Here is a 23,073-nt window from a genome sequence, read left to right as displayed (position 1 = left end):
GGTAGCAGCAATGAGTCAGAACGTATACCAATTTATCGACCTGCAGCGCGTTGATCCGCCGAAGAAGCCGCTGAAGATCCGCAAAATCGAGTTTATCGAAATCTACGAACCGTTTTCAGAAGGTCAGGCAAAAGCACAGGCGGATCGTTGTCTTTCCTGCGGTAACCCGTACTGTGAGTGGAAATGCCCGGTTCATAACTACATTCCGAACTGGCTGAAGCTCGCCAATGAAGGACGCATTTTTGAAGCTGCGGAACTGTCTCACCAGACCAACACGCTGCCGGAAGTGTGCGGTCGCGTGTGCCCGCAGGACCGTTTGTGTGAAGGTTCTTGTACGCTGAACGACGAGTTCGGTGCCGTCACCATCGGCAACATCGAGCGTTATATCAATGATAAAGCGTTCGAAATGGGCTGGCGTCCGGATATGACCGGCGTTCGCCAGACTGACAAGCGGGTTGCGATCATCGGTGCCGGTCCAGCCGGGCTGGCTTGTGCCGACGTGTTGACCCGCAATGGCGTGAAGGCCGTGGTGTTTGACCGTCATCCAGAGATTGGCGGCCTGCTGACCTTTGGCATTCCGGCCTTCAAGCTGGAAAAAGAGGTGATGACTCGCCGCCGTGAAATTTTCACTGGCATGGGAATCGAGTTCAAACTGAATGTGGAAGTGGGACGTGACGTACAGCTCGACGACCTGCTGCAAGAGTACGATGCGGTATTCCTCGGCGTCGGCACCTATCAGTCCATGCGTGGCGGGCTGGAAAACGAAGACGCCGATGGCGTATTCGATGCCCTGCCGTTCCTGATCGCCAATACGAAGCAGATCATGGGCTTTGGTGAAACCACCGACGAACCGTACGTCAATATGGAAGGTAAACGCGTGGTGGTGCTGGGCGGTGGCGATACCGCCATGGACTGCGTGCGGACCTCCGTTCGTCAGGGCGCAACGCATGTCACCTGTGCCTATCGCCGTGACGAAGAAAACATGCCGGGTTCCCGACGCGAAGTGAAAAACGCGCGTGAAGAAGGTGTGGAGTTCCAGTTCAACGTGCAGCCGCTGGGTATTGAAATCAATGCGAATGGTAAAGTCAGCGGCGTGAAAATGGCACGTACCGAAATGGGTGCGCCGGATGCGAAAGGCCGCCGTCGTGCGGAAATCGTCCCCGGTTCCGAACATGTGGTTCCGGCGGATGCCGTTGTGATGGCGTTTGGCTTCCGCCCCCATAACATGGAGTGGCTGGCAAAACACAGCGTCGAACTGGATTCTCAGGGCCGTATTATCGCGCCGGAAGGCAGCGATAACGCCTTCCAGACCAGCAATCCGAAAATCTTCGCCGGCGGTGACATTGTGCGTGGTTCGGATCTGGTGGTGACCGCCATTGCCGAAGGCCGCAAAGCGGCTGACGGGATCATGAACTGGCTGGAAGTGTAGTAAACCTTTCTGACTCCCCTGCTCTGAGTTCTCGCTCAGGGATGGGGAGTCACCCTTTCTTTTCGCTATATCCCACCTTCATTCTTCGAAAGCGGCTCGCAAATTTCGCCGTAAATGAATGTAATGGGCTGAGTAGAATTGACCGTATATCCCTTTAAATGTACTGATAGCGAGATATTTTCAATCCGTAACTATCATGTCAGGGATAATATGATGGCAACAACATCGGCACAGCCCGCCGGCGATTATCAGCAAATCCACAACGGCATAATCCATCTGCTGGATACTGCCAGGACAGAGACCGTCCGCAATTGGCACTGACAGCGCAGCAAGCGGTATCCCAGAAACATCATTGACAAAATAATGAACGGGATGGATGTGTAAAGCGTAAGACCGGATGGTAAAAACCATCCGGCATTTTCATGCGACTAACAGGCTGGCGCGAACCTTGACGACAACTTTCTTAATCTCTTTCGGTTCTTCCACGCTACACCCCGGTTTGTGCGGCTCTCCGGGCATAAACACCGCGAACATGCCTGGCTGTAGGGTAGTGGTCTGACTACCCGCTATCTCGCGACAAAGCTGATAATCCTCCTCAACATGTACCTCTTCACATTGCCGCGCAGAATCCGCCACGCCGAAATGAATGCGTTCCTCTCCCGCCAGCAGTAGCTGGATATCGATGTATTGCTCGTGCAGTTCGGCCTTTTTCTCTGAGGCCGATTGCGTGGCAAACTGCATTACGTTCATAAAGATATCGTCCCCGCGTAGCTCAACGCGACCAGGGGATTGCTCCTGCGGTCTGGCGGTCAACGCCAGCGTCAGCGCCTCTTCCAGCACGGGATGTAAACCGGCATCAGACAACGAACGAACTTCACCTAATATCATCTTTCTCCCCTTTCGCTAACAATGCCGCGCCCAGCAGTCCCGCGTCGTGGCGGTAGTGTGCCGGGCTTAATTCTACGTGATAAACCGAAGGCATCCGTTCGAGACAGGCGCGGACCTGCGACAGATACCCCTGCGCCAGCCCAACGCTGCCGCCGACAACCACCCGCTGACAATCGGTGACCGCTTTCGTATCGGCAATCAGCCGTGCCAGCACCTGTGCGGAGTCAGCGACCAGTCGGCGGGCCTGTTCATCCCCTTCTGCCGCGCGGGCAAAAATGGTTTTCGCATCGCATCCGGCAAGCGAGCCTTGCGCTGCGGCAGCAATACCGCGTCCCGACGCGATAGCCTCGACGCATCCCACTCGTCCACAGCCGCACACCGGCCCATTAGGGTCCGCGAGGGTATGACCCAAGTGTCCGGCCAAACCACCGGTACCGGTGACTAGCTGACCGTCGCTGACCACACCGCCGCCGACGCCGGTTGAAACGGTGATAAACACCATATCCCGCGTTTCATCGGCAATTGCATGATATTCCGCCCATGCGGCAGCCTGTGCATCGTTGATCGCCAGCGTTGGTAAGCCGGTGAGGGCTTCTAACGTCTGCACCAGCGGAAAGTGAAGCAACCCGCCCAAATTAGAGGGATTTATCGCCAACAGGTGGCCTTCGCGGATAATCCCCGTCGAGGCTATCGCCACCCGATGCGCTTGCGACTGCAACGGTTGCACCAGTGTTTTCAGCGCGTCGCGTAGTGCCGGAGACGTTTTACTGGCAGGGGTGGGCAGCTCACGACGTTCGCGAATCTGCAAATCATCCTCCACCAGCGCGGCGGCGAGTTTCGTACCGCCAATATCAATGGCCAGCGTCGTCATAGCACCGCCCTTTTCAACGCTGTGTTATACCATTCACAGATGTGCTCCAGCCGGGTAATCGCAGATCCGACCGTCACTGCCCAGGCGCCGTGACGCATTGCTTCACCGGCCTGCGCCGGGGTATTGTAGCGACCTTCAGCAATCACCCGGCACCCGGCTTCACTCAGCGATTTCACTAGCGCCAGATCCGGTTCATCAGGGGTTTCTGCGGTGGTGTAACCCGAAAGCGTGGTGCCAATAATGTCTGCACCGAGCGCCTGACAGGCCAGGCCGTCCTCCTGTGAAGAGCAATCGGCCATTGCCAGCAACTGGTGGTGATGGATACGCGCCAGTAGCACCGCAACCGGCACCGGACGCACGCGGTCGGTGCCATCAATCGCGATAATGTCCGCGCCGGCCTGCGCCAGCGCATCGACATCCTCCAGAAACGCGGTGATGCGCACAGGAGAATCCGCGAGATCGCGTTTGAGAATGCCGATTATCGGTACGGAAACCACGGCACGCGTCGCCTTCAGGTTCTCAATCCCTTCAATACGTAACGCGACGGCCCCAGCTTGCTCTGCCGCCAGCGCCATCGCCGCCACAATCTCGGGTTTATCCAGTGGACTGCCGGGAACCGGCTGGCAGGAGACAATCAAACCACCACGCACGGCAATGCTTTTATCCAGTTGTGCAAGTAACGACATACTTCTTCCCTTACGTGTATTGCCCGGTGCAGGACCGGGCAAGTGGATTAACTTTTGCTTTTGACTAAGGGGCTTTTATCGCCGCCGAACGGGATAGCGCCGCTGAACGGCTTACCGTCAATGGCATCATGGGTACGCAGCGCCTCCGGTCGCAGCCAGCGCTGGACGCGGGATGGCATATCCAGACCAATCAGTAGAATCACCACAAAGGTCAGGCTGAAAGAGAGCGATCCCAACGCGGTGCCCAGATCCAGTCGTTGGGCAATCAGCGCCCCCAGGATCGGTGCCAGCGCCCCGCCGAGCGCCCCGACGTTATAGGTGAAACCCAGACCCGCCGCACGCTGATCGGTATCGAAATAACCGCCAATCAGTTTCGGTAAGATTCCGGAGATCCCTTGCCCCAGCATCTGCTGGAAAAACAGAAGTAAACCAAGTACCCAGACATTGGTACCGCCGATGGCAAACACCGGAATGATCAGCAATTGTGAGGCCAACAGACTGTAAACATAAGCTTTGCGGGTCCCCAGCCAGTCACCAAGGAAGCCGCCGACGCAGCAGCCGACCGCAGCACCAAAGCCGCTAAAGAAGAGTACGCGCGCCACGGTGGAAGGATCGTATGCCAGTTCCGTTTTCAGATAGGTGGGCAACAGCGCCTGAATCGGCCACGAGTAGAGGAAAGCAAACAGGACGACAATCATGAGCATCACGCCCGTCGGCCAGCGCTTGCCGCTACTTTGTACCATGAAGCTGATAAAGATCACCGCGCACAGCAAACCCAGTACCGCGACAATCGCCGCATTTTGCAAGTTCCCGGCAAAACAGAACCACAGTGCGGTCGCCGCCGCTATCGTCATCAGAATGTTGACGACGCGATGTTCACCCCGATAAAGAATATCGACCATCGTGCGTACCGGCGCTTTGCCTTCATGCTTCTCTTTCCAGTCCTCTGCTTCCGGTATGTTTTTGCGTAGCCAGAGGGCAAAAATAATCGGCAGAATGCCAATGAAGAACAGCGCGCGCCAGCCCCAGACCGGCACCACCAGGCTGTAGACCTGAGCCGCAATCACGGCACCAACGGAGAACCCCGAGATCAGAAAACCACTGGCCTTATTACGCAGATGTTTTGGCCAGCTTTCAATAACATAGGTCACACTGGAACCGTATTCGCCCGCCATCCCCATGCCAATCACCAGTCGGGCGATAAACATAGTGGTGTAACCCGGCGCAAAACCACAGGCCAGCGTTCCCATTGAAAACAGAATAATACTGGTGACCATCGCCAGACGACGCCCATACCGGTCACCCATCGCGCCCAGCATTAACCCGCCAAACCAGCGTGAAATAAAGGCTGCCGAAATCAGGCTCGCCGCCTGAACCGTCGTCAGCCCGAACTCTCCTTGTACTTCCGTCAGCACAAGGGCTATCAACACAAAATCAAAACCATCCAGCAAATATCCCAACCATGCGGCGGAGAATGCCCGCCATTGCGCCCGGTTGAGATGGCGATACCACGGGATGCTTTGGGTAGAAGTACTCATTTTACTCTCCCGACGATTTTTGTTGTTGTGCCGGATGACGATTCAGCCTTATCCGGCACACTATGCTTTTTTGTCGGCCGGGTAAGCGCAGCGCCCCCGGCACTACGTTACGCGGTTACGCCTTCTCTGCCATTAACTGCTGCGCCAACGCCTTCAGTTCCGGCAGATATTTTTCATCCACGGGGGCAAACGGCTTACGGCACAGCGGTACAGAAACCACGTCCATATAGTGCAGAACCGTTTTCAGCCCACGGAACACGCCAGCCTTAATGAGGAGATCGATAACCTTATTGCACTCTGTTTGCAGTTTTTGCGCAGTCCGGATATCTCCTTCTTTGAGCGCTTTCACAATTCCCAGATATCGCCAGCCCATGATGTTGTAAGTGCTGCCGATACCGCCGTCCGCTCCGGCCAGCAGGCCTGAAGCGAAAATTTCGTCATAACCGTTATAAAGCACCAGATCCGGATGCTCGCGACGGATCTGCTCCATCTGGAACAGATCGCCCGATGTTTGCTTCAGTGCACCTACGCCCGGCAGGGTGACCAACGTGTTGATCTGATCCAGCGTTAACTTCACGCCGCTCAACGCCGGAATGTTATAGACCACCATCGGCAAACCATCCGCCGAATCAATAATGGCCCGGTAATGATCGCAGTGCTCTTCAAAGCTGAACGGATAGTAGAACGGCGTCACCGCAGAGACCGCGTTAAAGCCGTAACGATGCGCGGCACGGGCGAGCTGCTGGCTCTCATGGGTGCTGACCGTTCCAACGTGAGCGATCAGCGTGACTTTGCCCTTCGCCTCTTCCGCGACGACTTCCAGCACCTGCTCCCTTTCCGCACAGCTCTGTACAAAGGCTTCGCCGGTGGAACCGCCCACGTACAGCCCATCGATCCCCTGAGCGATGTTAAAACGCACCAGCCGGCGCAGGCTTTCAATATCCAGCTTCTGTTGGTTATCGAAAGGGGTTAACAACGCCGGCATTACGCCTCGTAAATCTTTTGCCATAACGACCTCTGTCATGATTAGTGTTATCTAACTGCATACCTTTATACCTGTTATACCAGATCAAATAAGCAGCAATACAATACAGAACGCTTATAGTGCGATCTGCTTCACTAAACGATCGTCAGGATCGCGATCACTTACGCATTTTTGAATGTTGACCGAGGGCGTGCCAGGTGGCGGAAACGCTGTTGAGATGAGATTGCAGTGCGCGATCGGCCTCATCTGGATCGCGTCGGCGAATCGCATCAACGATAGCGATATGCTGCTGATAACTTACGTTATTATGCTCGAAGAGCTCGCGATCCGGCACGGTCGGGCGAGCGGCGATCAGCCAGTCCAGCAGCGCAACGTGGATCGCCATAAAGATCGGATTGCCGGGGATCTCCGCCAGCACGCGATGAAAATCGACATCTGAACGGATGAACAGCGTATTGTCATCCAGCGACTGGCTGTTGATCTCCAGCGCTTTTGCCAGCAGATCGATCTGTTCTTCTGTGGCATTCTCCGCTGCATAACGCACGAGACTGGACTCAAAGAACAGGCGCAACTGCTCAAAGTGGGCAATGCCGCCAGGATGTGCGAGGAAATCTTTTGCCATTCCGGACAGCTCACCAATGATGGTATCCGCCGAAGGACGGGAAACACGGGCACGTTCGCCGTTGTTGATTTGCACCAGGCCTTTACGCTTCAGCGCGGCCAGTGCCTCACGCACAGAGGGACGACCGACGTTGAAAAAGGCCATCAGTTCCCGTTCGGACGGCAACTGTTCCCCCTCGCCGAACTCACGGCGACGGATCATCTGCTCTAACTCTTCCTCGACCATTTCCGACAGCTTTTTTCGCGCCAGCGGACGACGGCGAAGGCTACGCCCAATAGTGGCTGGAGAATCTTCTGCTTGAGAATCGAATGCGTTCATAAGACCTATTTGCGAGTCACGGTGACAAACAACAGCAGGCTCATCGTAACACAGGATCGGAAGGAGGGTGAAACCACGGTCGGTGCGATCAAAAACAGGCCCAGCGGGGCCTGTTTTCATCTATTTAACAACACGTAATGCCGGTCGCCCACCACGCGGCGGCGGCGGATCGTCATCCGGATTGTTGTCATCGTCATGATCCGGTTTATCACCATCAATGACTGACATAACGGTTTCGCTCTCTGCGCCAGATGTCGCGTCATCATCATTAAGACTGGCAACATCTTCGTCATAGGCCGCTTCCGGTTCAAACATCGTTCCGGCACCGTTTTCACGCGCATAAATAGCCAGCACTGCCGCTAATGGCACAGAAACCTGACGCGGAACGCCGCCGAAACGCGCATTAAAACGCACCTCATCGTTAGCCAGTTCCAGATTCCCCACCGCGCGCGGTGCAATGTTCAGGACAATCTGCCCGTCGCGGGCATATTCCATCGGAACATGCACACCCGGCAACGTCACATCCACCACCAGGTGCGGCGTGAGCTGGTTGTCCAGCAACCACTCATAAAATGCACGCAGCAGATACGGACGGCGCGGTGTTAGCTGTGACAAATCCATCAGTATTAACCCCGGCCAAGACGCATTTCGCGTTCAGCTTCGGTTAAGGACGCCAGGAAAGAATCACGCTCAAAGACGCGGGTCATGTAACCCTTCAGCTCTTTCGCGCCCGCACCGCTGAACTCAATACCCAGCTGCGGCAAACGCCACAACAGCGGCGCCAGGTAGCAATCCACCAGGCTGAATTCATCGCTCAGGAAATACGGTTTCTGACCGAATACCGGTGCAATCGCCTGCAGTTCTTCACGCAGTTGTTTGCGAGCAACGTCAGCTTCTGAAGCAGACCCGTTAACGATGACGTTCATCAGCGTATACCAGTCTTTTTCGATACGGTGCATGTACAGGCGGCTTTCGCCACGTGCTACCGGGTAAACCGGCATTAATGGCGGATGCGGGAAACGCTCATCCAGGTATTCCATAATGATGCGAGATTCCCACAGGGTCAGCTCACGATCTACCAGTGTCGGGACGCTCTGATTCGGGTTGAGGTCAATCAGATCCTGAGGTGGATTGTCCTTTTCCACGTGCTCGATCTCGAAACTTACACCTTTCTCAGCCAGCACAATGCGGACCTGATGGCTATAGATGTCAGTAGGACCAGAAAACAGCGTCATTACCGAACGTTTGTTGGCAGCGACAGCCATGAAAACCTCCAGGTATATTCAGAATTTTTACTGCTACCAGCCATCGCATGGCCAGTCAGAAGTGATGTCACCCACGTCGGAAAAGTCATCATCGTTCAAAAAGCAAACAAAAAATGAGCAATACCCGATATTTGGGCAGAAAATTGGATGATAGTTTACCAGATTTTGTGACCTTTGTGGTGAGTCGATTCTGGAAATGGGGAAAAAGAGGGTTTTGTCAGAGGATTACGCCAGATTTATCCATAAAAAAACCCGCCGAAGCGGGTTTTTTCGCCAACCGTAATCTGCCAAAGGCAGAAAACAATTAACGTTTGGAGAACTGCGGACGACGACGTGCTTTACGCAGGCCGACTTTCTTACGTTCAACCTGACGAGCATCACGAGTAACGAAGCCTGCTTTACGCAGTTCGGAACGCAGGGACTCGTCGTACTCCATCAGAGCGCGGGTGATACCGTGACGGATCGCGCCAGCCTGACCAGAGATACCACCACCTTTAACAGTGATGTACAGATCCAGTTTCTCAACCATGTCGACCAGTTCCAGCGGCTGACGAACTACCATGCGGGCAGTTTCACGACCGAAGTACTGTTCCAGAGAACGTTGGTTGATAACGATTTTGCCGTTGCCCGGTTTGATGAAAACGCGAGCTGCGGAACTTTTGCGGCGACCAGTGCCGTAGTATTGATTTTCAGCCATTGCCTATAATCCCGATTAGATGTCAAGAACTTGCGGTTGCTGTGCCGCGTGGTTGTGCTCGTTGCCAGCGTAAACTTTCAGTTTACGGAACATAGCACGACCCAGCGGGCCTTTTGGCAGCATGCCTTTAACCGCGATTTCAATCACACGCTCAGGACGGCGAGCAATCATCTCTTCAAAGGTCGCTTCTTTGATACCACCGATGTGACCGGTGTGGTGATAGTACACTTTGTCAGTACGCTTGTTGCCGGTTACAGCAACTTTGTCAGCGTTCAGAACGATGATGTAATCACCGGTATCTACGTGCGGAGTGTATTCCGCTTTATGCTTACCGCGCAGGCGAATAGCCAGTTCAGTAGCCAGACGGCCCAGAGTTTTACCGGTCGCGTCAACAACGTACCAGTCGCGTTTTACGGTTTCTGGTTTAGCTGTAAAAGTTTTCATTAAAAGCTTACCCAATAAATAAGTTACACGTTGGTGAACACCCAAACGTTATGTCAGTTGAGGTTCACACGACAAAGTCCGGCAAACCTACCCCTTCGAATAGCCAATGCCAGCACACAAAAAGTTTTGGGAAAAAAACTTTCTTGTAACGTGGGGTCGCAAGATTATAGAGAAGTCGGGGTCAAAGATCGACCCCTTTCTGTGATTTGCACAACAGTTTATTGGCCGCGATCAGGGCATGTGTTCTTGCTTGAGATATTCCTCGCTCTGCATCTCCTGCAAACGCGACAGACAGCGCTGGAATTCGAACTTCAGTCGCTCCCCCTGATACACCTCATATAAAGGCACAGCGGCGCTTACCACCAGCTTGACGTGGCGTTCGTAAAATTCATCCACCAGCGCGATAAAACGACGCGCTTCGCTTTCCATTAACGGTGTCATCACCGGCACGTCAAACAGCATAACCGTATGGTAGAGGCGTGACAGCGCAATATAGTCGTGCTGGCTGCGGGCATCAATGCACAGCGTATGAAATGAGACCGCCAGCGTCTGGTTTTCCATGCCCAGCGTCGGCAATGGACGATGATTAATCTCCAGAACCGGTCCCTGCTGTTCACGTTTGGTGCCAGCCAGCGCCAGCCAGAGGTTATCCATCTGCTGCTGCGTTTCATTATTCAGTGGTGAGAGCCACAAATGCGCCTGGGTCAACGTCCGCAGACGATAATCCACGCCTGCGTCTACGTTCATGATGTCGCAATGCTGCTTAATCGCATCGATGGCGGGAAGAAAACGCGTACGCTGTAACCCGTTACGGTACAGCTCATCTGGCGGAATATTCGAAGTTGCCACCAGCGTAATACCGCGCGCAAACAGCGCCTTCATCAGGCCGCCGAGCAGCATGGCATCGGTAATATCAGACACAAAAAACTCATCAAAGCACAGCACATCTGTTTCTGCCTTAAAACGGTCGGCCACGATGTCGAGCGGATCGGTTTGTCCCTGCAACGCAGTTAACTCCTCATGCACGCGCAGCATGAAGCGATGGAAGTGCAGACGCTGCTTACGAACGCCAGGCAGGCTGTGGTAGAACAGATCCATCAGCCAGGTTTTCCCCCGACCAACGCCCCCCCACATATATAAGCCTCGCACCGGCGCGCTGTGTACCTCTTCCTTTTTCCCCAGCAGTTTGCCCACGCGGGCCATAAACCCTTTTGCGTCGGAAACCGCAGGGGGGTTCGCCGTTAACGCCTGGTAAATGCTCTCCAGACGATTGACCGCTTCTCTCTGCACGTCGTCGGGTTGGTGAGTGCCTTCGTTAATGGCTTTCAGGTAACGCGATGTGGGGGTAAAGCTCTGCATGATGTTATTGTTATTCCTTGAAAATCGGTGTGCCGTCGTTCACGGTTGACGAAAAAAAGGCCGTTCTACACTACGCGATATAAAGACGGGATTCCACTTCTGTGGGATTAGCGGTTATAGTGGCAGTATCAGGCGCAGGCATGGAGCCTAAAGCCAACACCCTACGGAAACAAAAGACAACGGGAGATGTTCATGACCTGGGAATATGCGCTAATTGGGTTAGTCGTCGGCATCATCGTCGGTGCTGTAGCCATGCGTTTTGGTAACCGGAAATTACGCCAGCAACAGGCGTTGCAGTACGAACTGGAAAAGAATAAAGCTGAGCTGGAAGAGTACCGCGAAGAACTGGTCAGCCATTTTGCCCGCAGCGCCGAGTTGCTGGACACCATGGCTCACGATTACCGTCAGCTGTATCAGCACATGGCGAAAAGCTCCAGCAGCCTGCTGCCGGAACTGTCTGCGGAATCTAACCCGTTCCGTAACCGTCTGGCTGAGTCTGAAGCCGGCAACGACCAGGCTCCGGTACAAATGCCGCGTGACTACTCCGAAGGCGCATCCGGCCTGCTGCGTAGTGGCGCAAAGCGCGACTGACTGCACAGCGATAATATTTTTCCTGGGCGCAGCGATTGCGCCCACCTCTTCTCTCCCGTCCCGACTATCATTTAATCATTATCCGCATTGTTAGCAGACTGAAAATTCAATAACATCAAACTGTTTTGAATCGTCTTTCCCTTTACTCAAGGTACGAGAGCAGGATCAATGAAAATACAAACCCAGCTGTTGAGTGCATTAGCGTTAAGTGTCGGGTTAACTCTCTCGGCGCCGTTTCAGGCCATTGCGTCGATCCCAGGCCAGGTTCCCGGCCAGCCCGCGCTTCCCAGTCTTGCCCCGATGCTCGAAAAAGTGCTGCCTGCCGTCGTTAGCGTGAAGGTTGAAGGCACCGCCACTCAAACGCAGAAAGTCCCGGAAGAGTTTAAAAAATTCTTTGGCGATGATCTGCCCGATCAGCAGGCACAGCCGTTTGAAGGACTGGGTTCCGGGGTCATTATCGATGCCGCAAAAGGCTATGTTCTGACCAACAATCATGTGATTAATCAGGCGCAGAAAATCAGCGTTCAGTTGAATGACGGGCGTGAATTCGAGGCCAAACTGATTGGCAGCGACGATCAAAGCGACATCGCCCTGCTGCAAATTCAAAACGCCAGCAAGCTGACGCAAATCGCCATCGCCGACTCGGATAAACTGCGCGTTGGTGATTTTGCTGTGGCGGTCGGTAACCCGTTTGGTCTGGGGCAAACCGCCACCTCCGGTATCGTCTCCGCGCTGGGACGCAGTGGGTTGAACCTGGAAGGTCTGGAGAACTTTATTCAAACCGATGCTTCAATCAACCGCGGGAACTCCGGCGGCGCGCTACTTAACCTGAACGGCGAGCTGATCGGTATTAACACCGCTATTCTTGCGCCTGGCGGCGGCAGCGTCGGGATTGGTTTTGCCATCCCCAGCAATATGGCCCGCATCCTGGCGCAGCAGCTGATTCAGTTTGGTGAAATCAAGCGGGGTCTGTTGGGGATTAAAGGGACCGAAATGTCCGCCGACATCGCCAAAGCATTCAAGATAGATGTGCAGCGCGGTGCCTTTGTCAGCGAAGTACTGCCAAACTCCGGTTCAGCCAAAGCGGGCATTAAGTCCGGCGATGTGATTACCAGTCTCAACGGCAAACCGCTCAACAGTTTTGCTGAACTGCGTTCCCGGATTGCCACCACAGAACCCGGTACTAAAGTGAAGCTGGGCCTGTTGCGTAACGGCAAACCGCTGGAAGTGGAAGTGACACTTGATACCAGCACCTCGTCATCTGCCAGCGCGGAGATGATTGCCCCGGCATTACAGGGTGCGACGCTGAGCGATGGTCAGCTCAAAGACGGCAGCAAAGGTATCAAAATTGACAGCGTTGAAAAGAGCAGTCCCGCCGCGCAGGCTGGTTTGCAGAAGGATGATGTGATCATCGGGGTCAACCGTGACCGCGTGAATTCTATCGCTGAGATGCGCAAAGTGCTGGAAGCCAAACCGTCCATTATTGCGCTACAGATCGTCCGCGGTAACGAGAGCATTTATCTGCTCCTGCGTTAAATCCAGACGACCGGGCATCAGCCTCGCGTGTGATGTCCGGTTAACTCGTGATATGCTGCTGCCGTTCCCTTTATTAATGACGCCTCCATCATGTTAGTGAAGCTCTTACGTTCGGTCGCAATTGGTTTGATTGTTGGTGCCATTCTTCTGGCCGCCATGCCTTCGCTACGCAAAATCAACACGCTTTCTGCACCGCAATATGACAGTGCCGACGAGACGCCCGCCAGCTATAACTCTGCGGTACGTCGTGCGGCCCCCGCTGTGGTCAACGTCTATAACCGCAGTATGAACAGCACCGCGCATAATCAGCTGGAAATCCGCACCCTGGGTTCAGGTGTAATCATGGATCAGCGCGGCTACATCATTACCAACAAGCATGTGATCAACGATGCCGATCAAATCATCGTCGCCTTGCAGGATGGACGTGTGTTTGAAGCGCTGCTGGTTGGCTCCGATACGCTGACCGACCTGGCGGTACTGAAAATCAACGCCACTGGCGGTCTGCCGACGATTCCGATCAACGCCGGACGTTCACCGCATATCGGTGACGTAGTCCTGGCGATCGGTAACCCTTATAATCTCGGACAAACCATCACCCAGGGCATTATCAGCGCCACGGGGCGTATCGGCCTGAACCCAACCGGACGACAGAACTTCCTGCAAACGGATGCCTCGATCAACCACGGTAACTCTGGTGGGGCACTGGTGAACTCGCTGGGTGAGCTCATGGGTATCAACACCCTGTCGTTTGATAAAAGCAATGACGGCGAAACGCCGGAAGGGATTGGCTTTGCCATTCCGTTCCAGCTGGCAACCAAAATTATGGATAAGCTGATCCGCGATGGCCGTGTTATCCGTGGCTACATTGGGATTGGTGGTCGTGAAATTGCCCCACTGCACACGCAGGGCGGCGGTATGGACCAAATCCAGGGGATCGTCGTGAACGAAGTGGCGCCGGATGGCCCGGCGGCGCAGGCCGGTATTCAGGTTAACGACCTGATTATCTCCGTGAACAGCAGACCGGCGGTCTCCGCACTGGAAACCATGGACCAGGTAGCAGAGATTCGACCAGGTTCGGTCATTCCGGTGATTGTCATGCGTGATGATAAGAAGCTGACGCTACAGGTCACTATTCAGGAATACCCGGCAACCAATTAGTTATCGGCAATCAGGCAATAAAAAACCGGAGACATATTGCTCCGGTTTTTTTATGGCTTCGCGGTTCGCTTACTTGTTAACGAACTCTTCACCCAGTTGAATATCTTTCTTCAGGGTATCCAGCATACCTTCCAGCGCATTCTGCTCGAATGCGCTCAGTTTGCCGATAGACTGACGCTCTTCGACGCCGTTTTTACCCAGCAGCAGCGGCTGCGAGAAGAAACGTGCGTACTGGCCGTCACCTTCAACGTAGGCACATTCTACAACGCCTTTTTCGCCCTGCAGCGCGCGCACCAGAGAAAGACCGAAACGAGCGGCCGCCTGGCCCATTGACAGGGTTGCCGATCCGCCACCCGCCTTCGCTTCAACCACTTCGGTACCTGCGTTCTGAATACGCTTGGTCAGGTCAGCGACTTCCTGGTCAGTGAAGCTCACGCCCGGGATCTGCGACAGCAGTGGCAGAATAGTCACGCCAGAGTGTCCGCCGATAACCGGAACTTCAACTTCAGTCGGCAGTTTACCTTTCAGTTCCGCCACAAAGGTGTTGGAGCGGATGATGTCCAGCGTGGTCACGCCAAACAGTTTATTTTTGTCGTAAACGCCCGCTTTTTTCAGTACTTCTGCTGCAATAGCGACAGTGGTGTTCACCGGGTTGGTGATGATACCGATGCAGGCTTTCGGACAGGTCGTCGCGATCTGCTGTACCAGGTTCTTCACGATGCCCGCATTGACGTTAAACAGGTCGGAACGATCCATACCCGGTTTACGCGCTACACCTGCGGAGATCAGCACCACGTCCGCACCGTGCAGTGCAGGGGTCGCGTCTTCACCGGAGAAGCCTTTGATTTTCACAGCAGTTGGGATATGGCTAAGATCTACAGCCACACCGGGAGTCACTGGAGCGATGTCGTACAGGGAGAGTTCTGAACCTGAAGGCAGTTGGGTTTTTAACAGTAGTGCAAGCGCCTGGCCGATACCGCCGGCAGCGCCGAGGACTGCGACTTTCATCCTAAACTCCTTATTATATTGATAAACTAGTGTTTGTTGCTCCGCGGCGGCGACGTTAAACCACAAATTCGATGAATACAATCACCCGTATTCAATTCTGTGTTGTCACGCGAATTTAGCTTTTATGCATTTAATTGACGTAATCCGAAGCTGTCTGTGCAGTAGAGCAACTTTCCAACAGGTGGTGACAATATACCCTACTACCAGCCCAAAACAACATCAATTTGATAACAATTAATTTACTTTTAAGCTTATTTGCGAGGCGTGACACAGGCATGTTTCTTGATAACAATATTTGATAAAATTCCGCTCTTTCATAACATTATTTCAGCCTTCACTTGGGCAGACTATTTGCATAAAAATTCATCTGTATGCATAATAATGTTGTTTCCACTCTCATACTACGGGTGACTTATGCGAAGCTCAGCTAAGCAAGAAGAATTAGTTAAAGCGTTTAAAGCGCTACTTAAAGAAGAAAAATTCAGCTCTCAGGGCGAAATTGTCCTCGCATTGCAGGATCAAGGCTTTGATAACATCAACCAGTCCAAAGTGTCACGCATGCTGACAAAGTTTGGGGCAGTCCGTACCCGCAATGCGAAAATGGAGATGGTGTACTGCCTCCCGGCTGAACTGGGCGTACCCACCACCTCCAGCCCACTGAAAAACCTGGTTCTTGATATCGATTTTAACGATGCAGTGGTGGTGATCCACACAAGTCCTGGCGCGGCGCAGTTGATCGCCCGCCTGCTGGACTCGCTGGGTAAAGCTGAAGGCATTCTGGGCACCATCGCCGGGGATGACACCATCTTTACCACCCCGGCTAATGGCTTTACGGTAAAAGATCTCTACGAAGCCATTCTGGAGCTGTTCGAACAAGAGCTCTGACCTTCTCACCCCGTCGTCTGAGGCGGCGGGGTAAAACCCTGCTTTAACGTTCACTTCCCGTTATTTTATCTGCCTGTTATTTAGCAAATAGTGCGTTTATCTGCCCAAAATCATTCAAGCAGTGAATATGCTCATGCAAAACCGCACAAATCGCAAAATTTCATATCCATATGATTTTATTAGATATAAACAAAAAACCATCACTTTTTAATTCCAGACAGGCATAAAAAAATAAATTTTCATTACTTACGCATTGCTGAAACCATTAGCGTGGTATTAATTTATCACGTGATTAGTGTATACTTGATTTTGTGATGAGGGTCACGAAACGAAGACCCCCAATAATAAATTCGACGAGGTACTTATCATGAAAATCAAAACAACTGTTGCTGCGTTAAGCGTTCTCTCTGTTCTTTCATTCGGCGCATTCGCCGCAGATTCTATCAACGCAGAACAAGCACAAAATCGCGAAGCGATTGGCTCTGTCTCCGTAAGTGCAATCGGCTCCAGCCCAATGGACATGCATGAAATGCTGAACAAGAAAGCCCAGGAAAAAGGCGCATCAGCGTATCAGATCACCGAAGCCCGTAGCGGTGACACCTGGCATGCCACTGCCGAATTGTACAAATAAACCCTCGTCGTCTAGTCCGACGACCTTGCCCCCGACTGTCGGGGGCTTTTTTATCTCTCAATGACGAACATTAAAACGCAACTGACCTTCCAGTTCTTCTTCTGCTTCATCAAACAACAAAATCAGTGCGCCATAACGCCGGCGTGATTTCTCGGGTAGATGTACAAACTCGATCTCCAGCGGTAACGGCAGCGCTTCACTCATGATGATGTCCCACAGAGAGTCGAGATCGCTTACTTTCTCTTTGGCCAGGCCAAACATTCGCGCAAACTCACGATAAAAGTCGTCCTGATCCTCAATTTCATCAAAATCAAATGTATAGATATTCATCTATCGCCACCTTCCCGATATCGGTCTGACTACAGGCCGCCAATATGCAGGGTTTTCACTTCCAGAAATTCGTCTAACCCCAGAACCGATCCTTCACGTCCCAGCCCGGACTCTTTCACCCCGCCAAACGGTCCCAACTCGGTGGAAACCGCACATTCGTTTATCCCGATCATACCGCTCTCAATAGCCTGAGAGACGCGGAACACCCGTTGTAGGTTTTGCGTATAGAAGTAAGCGGCCAGGCCAAACGGCGTGTTGTTCGCGCGCTCAATTACCTCTTCTTCTCGGGTAAAGAGGAAGCAAGCGGCAACCGGTCCAAACGTCTCTTCGCTCGCCAGTTTCATGTCATCACGACATTCACTCAATACCGTTGGTTGCCAGAAGTTACCGCCGAGTGCGTGCGCTTTCCCGCCCGCCAGCACTTTGGCTCCTTTCGCAACGGCATCTTCCACATGCTCACGCACTTTATCGACCGCAGACGGTTCGATCAGCGGCCCGACGACGACGCCGTCATCCAGGCCATTCCCCACCTGCAATGCCTGAACCGCATCAGCCAGTTTGCGGGTGAATTCGTCGTAGACACTCTCCTGGATATAAAAACGGTTCACGCTGACACAAACCTGCCCGGCATTACGGAACTTATTGGCAATAGCGCCTTTTACCGCCGCATCGATGTCCGCATCGTCAAACACGATATAGGGAGCATTGCCACCGAGTTCCATCGACACTTTTTTCATGGTTTCCGCGGCATTACGTACCAGCGTTTTACCGACAGCCGTTGAACCGGTGAACGAAATTTTGCGCACCGCATGACTTGCCATGATGGCATCGCTGATTTCCGGCGTATTGCCCGCTACGGCGTTGAGTACGCCATCAGGGACCCCCGCTTTCTTCGCCAGCGTGAGCAACGCAAAGGCACTCAGCGGCGTGTTATTGGCCGGTTTTATCACCCCGGTACAGCCCGCCGCCAGCGCCGGGCCGAGCTTACGGGTCAGCATCGCCATCGGGAAATTCCACGGCGTAATGGCTGCCACAACACCAATCGGTTCGCGGGTCGCCAGAATGCGAGAGCCGGGTTTGATCGGCGGGATAATTTCGCCATTGGCACGCTTCGCCTGCTCGGCAAACCATTGGATAAAGCTGGCAGCGTATTCGACCTCACCCTCGGCTTCTTTCAGCGGTTTCCCCTGTTCGGTGGTCATCAACCGTCCCAGCCAGCTTTTGTTTTCGATGATCAATTCATACCAACGGTACAGAATTGCCGAGCGCTCTTTTGCCGTTTTTGCCCGCCAGGCAGGAAATGCCTTACTGGCCGCGGCAATCGCCTCCTCGGTCTGCTGTTTTCCTGCTTTCGCCACCTTCGCGATCGCGTCGCCGGTCGCCGGATTGATCACATCAAAGGTGGTATCAAGCGTTTTCCACTGCCCATCAACCAGATATCCCGTCTGAAAAAGTTCGTTGTCCTGAAGCGTTTGCATGGTGTTTTCTCCTTCTGATGTCCTGCATTGCGCACATCGAATAAGTATAGCCATAAAAAAACCGACGCTTTTGGCATCGGTTTCTGAGGGTTAGCTGTCGGTTAGCGCATGCTGGTACTTGTGCAACATACCGGTCAGTCGTTTCACCGGTTCAGTGACCTGCGGGGGCGCTTCCCAGACTCGCAGCTTTTCCTGATACACGTCCAGCTCATCCAGTAGCTGACCAAAGTAGCGTCGACGTTTGTCGTCATTCACGGCTGAAATGACATGATCCGCCGTACGACGCAACTGCTGGTGGAACGCGGAGAGATCGTCGTTGACCGGAATCGGCGCATCCCGCAGACGCTGGTGTGCAATGATCATGGTCAGCGCCAGACGGAACTTCGGCAAATCCCCCGGGAATTTATTCATCAACAGAAACAGCTGCTGATAAAGCGCGGGAAGATGGTTCTCTTTGCGCCGTACCACGTTGGTGGTCATCGCTGACACCGCCGCAGAAACAAACTGGTTGAGCAGCACACGACCCGTACGATCGCGAGAATTATCGCGCACAATCACAATGACCAGAAAGGCCAGTACGCAGCCCACAATCTGCCCTAACGCACTGTCCAGGAACTGGCTGAAGTGGAAGGTCATCGGGTTATCCAACACGATAATGTTAATGGTACTGGCCAGCGCGCCCATCGACCCCAGACGCCGCTTCTGTACTTCGATCCCCAGAAAGAATCCCAGCACCGCGAGGCTCAGACAAAGCAACAGCATGCTCTGTTGGGTATTGGGGAGGATCACCAGAAAATAGAGCGCCCCCAACGGCAGCGCGGCAAGCGTACCGTAGATAAAGTCGATAGCGACCATGCGTGGGTTCGGCAGACGCATCGCCAGCGAAGTCACCACCGCAATCATCACCATTGCGCCGTTACCGGAAGTCCAGCCTGTCCACAGCCAGAACAGCGTTCCCAGCACACAAGAGAGCGTGGTGCGCCAGAAGTTCACCATGGCATGGTGACGTTCCGCGGACTCGACTTTCACCACCGGTTCTCCCTGCAACACCTCCTCTTCCGTGGCGCTGATTTTGGTATTGCTGATCACGCCACGCTTCAGCAGCAGATAGCGCGTTGCCGCCCCAGCCCAGGTATACAGCGTGACGGGCGTTTCACGCTCACCGGTCCAGGCAATCACCCGGCGCAGGCGCTTAAGCTGCTTATGCACATCCTGCGCGGTTTCAACCGGCATGGCGAAAAACTCGCGGAAGGTATCGGTGATCAGCTCAGGACGCGTGTTCTGGATCAGATAGGTTTCGCAAGATTGCGTAATCATGGTCAGCGACAGGGTATTGATCGCCTTCAGGCGGCGATTCGCCCGCGCCCAGCGGGAGGATTCCATGTTCAGGTTGCTGCGCATTCCTTCCAGCGCCGTGGCCCGACGTACCAGATCGCCCCAGGCTTTGTCCACTTCTTCGCTATCGCCATGTTTAATGCACAACTGCATCAGTTGGTACTGTGCCACCAGCAGGCTATCCAGCTCACGATCGACCTCTTGCTTGATCGATCGCGGAGAAAAGAGCAGATCTGCGATAATGGCGCAGACAATCCCGATGACAATCTCGCTACAGCGTTCTACAGCAAACTGCGGCGTAAGCAGCGGTTCGGTTTGAATAGTGATGACAATAATCAGCGCGGTGTAACCCGATAACCCCCATGCATAGGAGTTCTCAACGCGCACCAGCGAAGAGATCCACGTACAAAACCCCGCCCAGATACAGCACACCAGAATCATCAGCAAAGGTGCGCGGATCATCGCAATGATGATCACCAGTGCCGCAATACAACCAATAAAGGTGCCGACAATGCGCAACATCCCGCGATAACGAATCGCGCCAGAATACGGTTCGCCGCCGGCGGCAAAGGCCGGACCCGCCGCGACAATCGCCGCCGTCAGCACCGCCCAGCGTGGTGTTTCAAGCTGAAAGTGAAAGCCAACAAACAGCGCCAGGACAATCGCACAGGCCAGTTTGACCGCAAAGCGAATGTGCTGGTTGGCGATGGAAAAAATGCCCATCGCGATTAACCAAATTCGCGCAGACGGTGCGCCATTTTACGGAAGAACGAATCATTATTTTCGTCACGATCCTGCTTGCCGGTGATCACGACAGTCGCCGTGGTGCCGGCAGGCCACAGATTTTCCTGCTGATCGTCAAGCTGGATACGCACCGGAACGCGCTGCGCCAGGCGTACCCATTCCAGATTGGAATCGATCGTCGCCATGCCTTTATCGTCGCGGGTACTGCTGGCATTGGTGACCCCTGCCGCGATGCTATCGACTCGCCCTTTTAACACCTTATTGCTACCCAACGGGGTAATTTCTGCGCGATAGCCCGGACGGACGCCCTCCAGCTTGGTCTCTTCCATATAGGCCAGCACATAGAAGGAGTTCTGTTTCACCAGCGCCACGGCGGTAGAGCCTCGGGTAATAAACTCACCGGTATAGACGTTCAGGTTGGTCACCCAGCCATCCGCAGGCGCGCGAATGACGGTGCGTTCGAGATCTAACCTGGCGAGGTCGCGAGTCGCCTGCGCTTTAGCCAACTGATGTAATACGGTTTGCAGAACGTTATTGGCCTGATCAATCTCTTCACGGGACATCGCCTGGACGCCAAGACGGTTACGACGTCCGGCTTCCTGGCGTTTCTCTTGCGCCAGCACCTGATAATAGGCGACGTCGGCTTCGGCCTCTTCCAGCGCTTTTTGGTAGCGCGGTTGATCGATGGTGAACAGCACCTGATCTTTCTTCACCAGTTGATTATCATGCACCTTAACGGCAGTGATGAGTCCGGCAACGTCCGGCGCGATGGCAACCACGTCTGCGCTGAATCGGGCATCACGCGTCCACGGTGATTCAGTGTAATAGACCCAGGCGCGGAAAATAGCGATGAATGCCAGGATGACCAGTACGAGGGTAATGGCCGTACGGGAGATTTTTCTTGTTAGTGTTTTCACTTCAACCTCAAACGAACAGGCGCGATATCAAGTAAAAGAGACAGCAATACAGCGCAGTATTAAACAGAGCCGGATGCCAGACAAAATCATAGATGCCCGTAGGCACAAGCACCCGGCGCACCAGCCAGAAAATCGCCAGTGACAGAAGCAATTCAAAGAATATCGGTGGGAAGGACAGACCAAACACCACGATAACGGGAAACAGACTCATATTGACCTTGATATTGTAGAGAGTGCAGGCGATACAGTTTTCAGCAAATGTCGACGCGGAGAAGGGCAAGGAAAGCCAGGCGAGAGCGACATAGCCTTTATTTGAATAATAATATATTACCGTAACTGTTATGCTGTTATCTATAATATGTGATCTAAATCACTTTTAAGCCAGAGTGAATAATGGAACGATTAAAGCGCATGTCGGTGTTCGCGAAAGTGGTGGAATTTGGTTCCTTCACCGCCGCTGCCAGACAGCTACAAATGAGTGTTTCGTCGATTAGCCAGACGGTGGCAAAACTGGAAGATGAGCTGCAGGTCAAGCTGCTGAACCGCAGCACGCGTAGCATTGGCTTGACTGAAGCCGGGAAAATTTATTATCAGGGCTGTCGGCGTATGCTGCATGAAGTGCAGGATGTTCACGAGCAGCTTTATGCCTTTAACAACACGCCGATTGGTACGCTGCGCATTGGTTGTTCTTCAACCATGGCACAAAATGTCCTCGCGGGGATCACCGCTAAAATGCTCAAAGAGCACCCTGGCCTGACGGTCAATCTGGTCACCGGTATTCCGGCCCCCGACCTGATTGCCGACGGTCTGGATGTGGTTATCCGCGTGGGTGCCCTCCAGGATTCAAGCCTGTTTTCACGTCGCCTGGGCGCAATGCCGATGGTGTTATGCGCGGCGAAACGCTATCTCGCACAGTATGGGACACCGGAAAAACCGGCCGATCTCACCAACCACTCCTGGCTGGAATACAGCGTGCGTCCGGATAATGAGTTTGAGCTGATCGCCCCGGAAGGGATCTCCACGCGACTGATCCCACAGGGACGCTTTGTAACCAACGATCCAATGACCCTCAGCCGCTGGCTGACCGCCGGCGCAGGGGTTGCCTACGTCCCGCTGATGTGGGTGATCAATGAGATCAACCGGGGCGAACTTGAGATCTTACTGCCGCGCTACCAGTCCGATCCGCGTCCGGTCTATGCACTGTATACCGAAAAAGACAAACTGCCGCTGAAAGTACAGGTAGTGATTAACTATTTGACCGACTATTTCGTCGACGTGGCACAGATTTTTCAGGGAATGTATGGTCGGGGAAAAGAAAAGTGAGAAATTGCCCGGTGGCGCTGCCGCTTACCGGGCCT

General features: G+C 53.7%; 25 protein-coding genes and 1 pseudogene. 9 read left to right on the top strand and 17 right to left on the bottom strand.

Annotation, left to right across the window (positions count from 1 at the left end):
• Positions 1-10 precede the first annotated feature (10 nt).
• Positions 11-1,429, top strand: a complete 1,419-nt coding sequence (gene gltD, locus HVX64_RS02605; RefSeq protein WP_042998313.1) for a glutamate synthase subunit GltD — start codon at positions 11-13, stop codon at positions 1,427-1,429.
• Positions 1,430-1,642: 213 nt separating this feature from the next.
• Positions 1,643-1,741: pseudogene (locus tag HVX64_RS24275) on the top strand (hypothetical protein); the annotation flags it as partial.
• Positions 1,742-1,849: 108 nt separating this feature from the next.
• On the opposite strand, the gene nanQ reads toward HVX64_RS24275, so the two are convergent.
• The 8 genes from nanQ to sspA form a co-directional block, all read right to left on the bottom strand.
• Positions 1,850-2,317 carry an N-acetylneuraminate anomerase gene (nanQ, locus tag HVX64_RS02600; RefSeq protein ID WP_044255963.1) on the bottom strand — a complete coding sequence of 156 codons (468 nt, stop codon included), beginning with the start codon at positions 2,315-2,317 and terminating at the stop codon, positions 1,850-1,852.
• Entirely contained in the window at positions 2,304-3,188 is an 885-nt protein-coding gene (locus HVX64_RS02595) for an N-acetylmannosamine kinase (protein WP_044255965.1), read from the bottom strand. Before HVX64_RS02595 ends, nanQ begins: the two co-directional genes overlap by 14 nt.
• On the bottom strand, positions 3,185-3,874 hold the full coding sequence (locus HVX64_RS02590) for an N-acetylmannosamine-6-phosphate 2-epimerase (RefSeq protein ID WP_044255967.1): 690 nt from the start codon (positions 3,872-3,874) through the stop codon (positions 3,185-3,187). Before HVX64_RS02590 ends, HVX64_RS02595 begins: the two co-directional genes overlap by 4 nt.
• Positions 3,875-3,921: 47 nt before the next feature.
• On the bottom strand, positions 3,922-5,412 hold the full coding sequence (locus HVX64_RS02585; protein ID WP_181825225.1) for an MFS transporter: 1,491 nt from the start codon (positions 5,410-5,412) through the stop codon (positions 3,922-3,924).
• A gap of 115 nt (positions 5,413-5,527) precedes the next feature.
• On the bottom strand, positions 5,528-6,421 hold the full coding sequence (nanA, locus tag HVX64_RS02580) for an N-acetylneuraminate lyase (RefSeq protein WP_044255969.1): 894 nt from the start codon (positions 6,419-6,421) through the stop codon (positions 5,528-5,530).
• Between the two features lie 133 nt (positions 6,422-6,554).
• Complete coding sequence (gene nanR / locus HVX64_RS02575; RefSeq protein WP_080343284.1) at positions 6,555-7,346, bottom strand: transcriptional regulator NanR; 792 nt, start codon at positions 7,344-7,346, stop codon at positions 6,555-6,557.
• Between the two features lie 111 nt (positions 7,347-7,457).
• Positions 7,458-7,958 carry a ClpXP protease specificity-enhancing factor gene (sspB, locus tag HVX64_RS02570; RefSeq protein ID WP_042998320.1) on the bottom strand — a complete coding sequence of 167 codons (501 nt, stop codon included), beginning with the start codon at positions 7,956-7,958 and terminating at the stop codon, positions 7,458-7,460.
• 5 nt (positions 7,959-7,963) lie between these two features.
• Entirely contained in the window at positions 7,964-8,602 is a 639-nt protein-coding gene (sspA, locus tag HVX64_RS02565) for a stringent starvation protein SspA (protein ID WP_042998321.1), read from the bottom strand.
• Positions 8,603-8,715: 113 nt separating this feature from the next.
• Here sspA and HVX64_RS02560 point away from each other — a divergent pair, with 113 nt between their 5' ends.
• Complete coding sequence (locus tag HVX64_RS02560) at positions 8,716-8,910, top strand: hypothetical protein (protein ID WP_099433685.1); 195 nt, start codon at positions 8,716-8,718, stop codon at positions 8,908-8,910.
• Here the strand turns inward: HVX64_RS02560 and rpsI are convergent.
• The 3 genes from rpsI to zapE form a co-directional block, all read right to left on the bottom strand.
• On the bottom strand, positions 8,907-9,299 hold the full coding sequence (gene rpsI, locus HVX64_RS02555) for a 30S ribosomal protein S9 (RefSeq protein ID WP_000829818.1): 393 nt from the start codon (positions 9,297-9,299) through the stop codon (positions 8,907-8,909). The genes HVX64_RS02560 and rpsI overlap by 4 nt on opposite strands.
• Positions 9,300-9,314: 15 nt before the next feature.
• Positions 9,315-9,743 (bottom strand): 50S ribosomal protein L13, encoded by a 429-nt coding sequence (gene rplM, locus HVX64_RS02550; RefSeq protein ID WP_042998322.1) that lies wholly within the window; start codon positions 9,741-9,743, stop codon positions 9,315-9,317.
• Positions 9,744-9,974: 231 nt separating this feature from the next.
• Positions 9,975-11,102: a cell division protein ZapE gene (zapE, locus tag HVX64_RS02545; protein ID WP_044255971.1), complete on the bottom strand. Its 1,128-nt coding sequence runs from the start codon at positions 11,100-11,102 to the stop codon at positions 9,975-9,977.
• A 192-nt stretch (positions 11,103-11,294) separates the two neighbouring features.
• Here zapE and zapG point away from each other — a divergent pair, with 192 nt between their 5' ends.
• The 3 genes from zapG (at position 11,295) to degS (ending at position 14,387) form a co-directional block, all read left to right on the top strand.
• Complete coding sequence (gene zapG, locus HVX64_RS02540) at positions 11,295-11,693, top strand: Z-ring associated protein ZapG (protein WP_043001761.1); 399 nt, start codon at positions 11,295-11,297, stop codon at positions 11,691-11,693.
• Between the two features lie 168 nt (positions 11,694-11,861).
• A complete protein-coding gene (degQ, locus tag HVX64_RS02535) occupies positions 11,862-13,229 on the top strand; it encodes a serine endoprotease DegQ (protein ID WP_042998324.1) in 1,368 nt (455 codons plus the stop codon).
• A 90-nt stretch (positions 13,230-13,319) separates the two neighbouring features.
• Positions 13,320-14,387, top strand: a complete 1,068-nt coding sequence (gene degS, locus HVX64_RS02530; RefSeq protein WP_042998325.1) for an outer membrane-stress sensor serine endopeptidase DegS — start codon at positions 13,320-13,322, stop codon at positions 14,385-14,387.
• A 69-nt stretch (positions 14,388-14,456) separates the two neighbouring features.
• Here the strand turns inward: degS and mdh are convergent, their stop codons facing one another.
• Complete coding sequence (gene mdh, locus HVX64_RS02525) at positions 14,457-15,395, bottom strand: malate dehydrogenase (protein WP_042998326.1); 939 nt, start codon at positions 15,393-15,395, stop codon at positions 14,457-14,459.
• Between the two features lie 414 nt (positions 15,396-15,809).
• Here mdh and argR point away from each other — a divergent pair, with 414 nt between their 5' ends.
• Together argR and yhcN are read left to right on the top strand one after the other, a co-directional pair.
• Positions 15,810-16,280 carry a transcriptional regulator ArgR gene (argR, locus tag HVX64_RS02520; protein ID WP_042324992.1) on the top strand — a complete coding sequence of 157 codons (471 nt, stop codon included), beginning with the start codon at positions 15,810-15,812 and terminating at the stop codon, positions 16,278-16,280.
• 367 nt (positions 16,281-16,647) lie between these two features.
• The gene (gene yhcN / locus HVX64_RS02515; protein ID WP_042998327.1) at positions 16,648-16,911 is read left to right on the top strand and encodes a peroxide/acid stress response protein YhcN; all 264 of its coding nucleotides are present in this window, start codon (positions 16,648-16,650) and stop codon (positions 16,909-16,911) included.
• Between the two features lie 57 nt (positions 16,912-16,968).
• Here yhcN and HVX64_RS02510 read toward each other — a convergent pair whose 3' ends face one another.
• The 5 genes from HVX64_RS02510 to aaeX all read right to left on the bottom strand — a co-directional run bounded on the left by HVX64_RS02510 (position 16,969) and on the right by aaeX (position 21,926).
• A complete protein-coding gene (locus tag HVX64_RS02510; RefSeq protein ID WP_042324989.1) occupies positions 16,969-17,241 on the bottom strand; it encodes a barstar family protein in 273 nt (90 codons plus the stop codon).
• Between the two features lie 29 nt (positions 17,242-17,270).
• Complete coding sequence (locus HVX64_RS02505) at positions 17,271-18,719, bottom strand: NAD-dependent succinate-semialdehyde dehydrogenase (RefSeq protein ID WP_044255973.1); 1,449 nt, start codon at positions 18,717-18,719, stop codon at positions 17,271-17,273.
• A 90-nt stretch (positions 18,720-18,809) separates the two neighbouring features.
• The gene (gene aaeB, locus HVX64_RS02500; RefSeq protein ID WP_044255975.1) at positions 18,810-20,777 is read right to left on the bottom strand and encodes a p-hydroxybenzoic acid efflux pump subunit AaeB; all 1,968 of its coding nucleotides are present in this window, start codon (positions 20,775-20,777) and stop codon (positions 18,810-18,812) included.
• A 5-nt stretch (positions 20,778-20,782) separates the two neighbouring features.
• Positions 20,783-21,715 carry a p-hydroxybenzoic acid efflux pump subunit AaeA gene (gene aaeA, locus HVX64_RS02495; RefSeq protein ID WP_042998330.1) on the bottom strand — a complete coding sequence of 311 codons (933 nt, stop codon included), beginning with the start codon at positions 21,713-21,715 and terminating at the stop codon, positions 20,783-20,785.
• 7 nt (positions 21,716-21,722) lie between these two features.
• Positions 21,723-21,926 (bottom strand): p-hydroxybenzoic acid efflux pump operon protein AaeX, encoded by a 204-nt coding sequence (gene aaeX / locus HVX64_RS02490; protein ID WP_000051841.1) that lies wholly within the window; start codon positions 21,924-21,926, stop codon positions 21,723-21,725.
• A 182-nt stretch (positions 21,927-22,108) separates the two neighbouring features.
• Between aaeX and aaeR the strand changes: the two genes are divergently transcribed.
• Positions 22,109-23,038 (top strand): HTH-type transcriptional activator AaeR, encoded by a 930-nt coding sequence (gene aaeR / locus HVX64_RS02485; RefSeq protein ID WP_042998331.1) that lies wholly within the window; start codon positions 22,109-22,111, stop codon positions 23,036-23,038.
• The last annotated feature ends 35 nt before the right edge of the window (positions 23,039-23,073 follow it).

It is taken from the genome of Citrobacter sp. RHB20-C16, from assembly GCF_013890155.1.
GTDB lineage: Bacteria > Pseudomonadota > Gammaproteobacteria > Enterobacterales > Enterobacteriaceae > Citrobacter_A > Citrobacter_A amalonaticus.
Note: the sequence above shows the minus strand (reverse complement) of the source record. Positions and strands in the feature narration are given on the sequence as shown.

Excerpts from the sequence above, each read along its gene's own strand:
- HVX64_RS02585 (WP_181825225.1), bottom strand. The coding sequence starts at position 5,412 with ATGAGTACTTCTACCCAAAGCATCCCGTGGTATCGCCATCTCAACCGG.
- mdh (WP_042998326.1), bottom strand. The coding sequence starts at position 15,395 with ATGAAAGTCGCAGTCCTCGGCGCTGCCGGCGGTATCGGCCAGGCGCTT.
- argR (WP_042324992.1), top strand. The coding sequence starts at position 15,810 with ATGCGAAGCTCAGCTAAGCAAGAAGAATTAGTTAAAGCGTTTAAAGCG.
- HVX64_RS02560 (WP_099433685.1), top strand. The coding sequence starts at position 8,716 with ATGAGCAATACCCGATATTTGGGCAGAAAATTGGATGATAGTTTACCA.
- aaeB (WP_044255975.1), bottom strand. The coding sequence starts at position 20,777 with ATGGGCATTTTTTCCATCGCCAACCAGCACATTCGCTTTGCGGTCAAA.
- HVX64_RS02505 (WP_044255973.1), bottom strand. The coding sequence starts at position 18,719 with ATGCAAACGCTTCAGGACAACGAACTTTTTCAGACGGGATATCTGGTT.
- HVX64_RS02590 (WP_044255967.1), bottom strand. The coding sequence starts at position 3,874 with ATGTCGTTACTTGCACAACTGGATAAAAGCATTGCCGTGCGTGGTGGT.
- HVX64_RS02510 (WP_042324989.1), bottom strand. The coding sequence starts at position 17,241 with ATGAATATCTATACATTTGATTTTGATGAAATTGAGGATCAGGACGAC.
- degS (WP_042998325.1), top strand. The coding sequence starts at position 13,320 with ATGTTAGTGAAGCTCTTACGTTCGGTCGCAATTGGTTTGATTGTTGGT.
- aaeR (WP_042998331.1), top strand. The coding sequence starts at position 22,109 with ATGGAACGATTAAAGCGCATGTCGGTGTTCGCGAAAGTGGTGGAATTT.
- aaeX (WP_000051841.1), bottom strand. The coding sequence starts at position 21,926 with ATGAGTCTGTTTCCCGTTATCGTGGTGTTTGGTCTGTCCTTCCCACCG.
- rplM (WP_042998322.1), bottom strand. The coding sequence starts at position 9,743 with ATGAAAACTTTTACAGCTAAACCAGAAACCGTAAAACGCGACTGGTAC.
- sspA (WP_042998321.1), bottom strand. The coding sequence starts at position 8,602 with ATGGCTGTCGCTGCCAACAAACGTTCGGTAATGACGCTGTTTTCTGGT.
- nanA (WP_044255969.1), bottom strand. The coding sequence starts at position 6,421 with ATGGCAAAAGATTTACGAGGCGTAATGCCGGCGTTGTTAACCCCTTTC.
- HVX64_RS02595 (WP_044255965.1), bottom strand. The coding sequence starts at position 3,188 with ATGACGACGCTGGCCATTGATATTGGCGGTACGAAACTCGCCGCCGCG.
- gltD (WP_042998313.1), top strand. The coding sequence starts at position 11 with ATGAGTCAGAACGTATACCAATTTATCGACCTGCAGCGCGTTGATCCG.
- nanQ (WP_044255963.1), bottom strand. The coding sequence starts at position 2,317 with ATGATATTAGGTGAAGTTCGTTCGTTGTCTGATGCCGGTTTACATCCC.
- yhcN (WP_042998327.1), top strand. The coding sequence starts at position 16,648 with ATGAAAATCAAAACAACTGTTGCTGCGTTAAGCGTTCTCTCTGTTCTT.
- sspB (WP_042998320.1), bottom strand. The coding sequence starts at position 7,958 with ATGGATTTGTCACAGCTAACACCGCGCCGTCCGTATCTGCTGCGTGCA.
- zapE (WP_044255971.1), bottom strand. The coding sequence starts at position 11,102 with ATGCAGAGCTTTACCCCCACATCGCGTTACCTGAAAGCCATTAACGAA.
- degQ (WP_042998324.1), top strand. The coding sequence starts at position 11,862 with ATGAAAATACAAACCCAGCTGTTGAGTGCATTAGCGTTAAGTGTCGGG.
- rpsI (WP_000829818.1), bottom strand. The coding sequence starts at position 9,299 with ATGGCTGAAAATCAATACTACGGCACTGGTCGCCGCAAAAGTTCCGCA.
- zapG (WP_043001761.1), top strand. The coding sequence starts at position 11,295 with ATGACCTGGGAATATGCGCTAATTGGGTTAGTCGTCGGCATCATCGTC.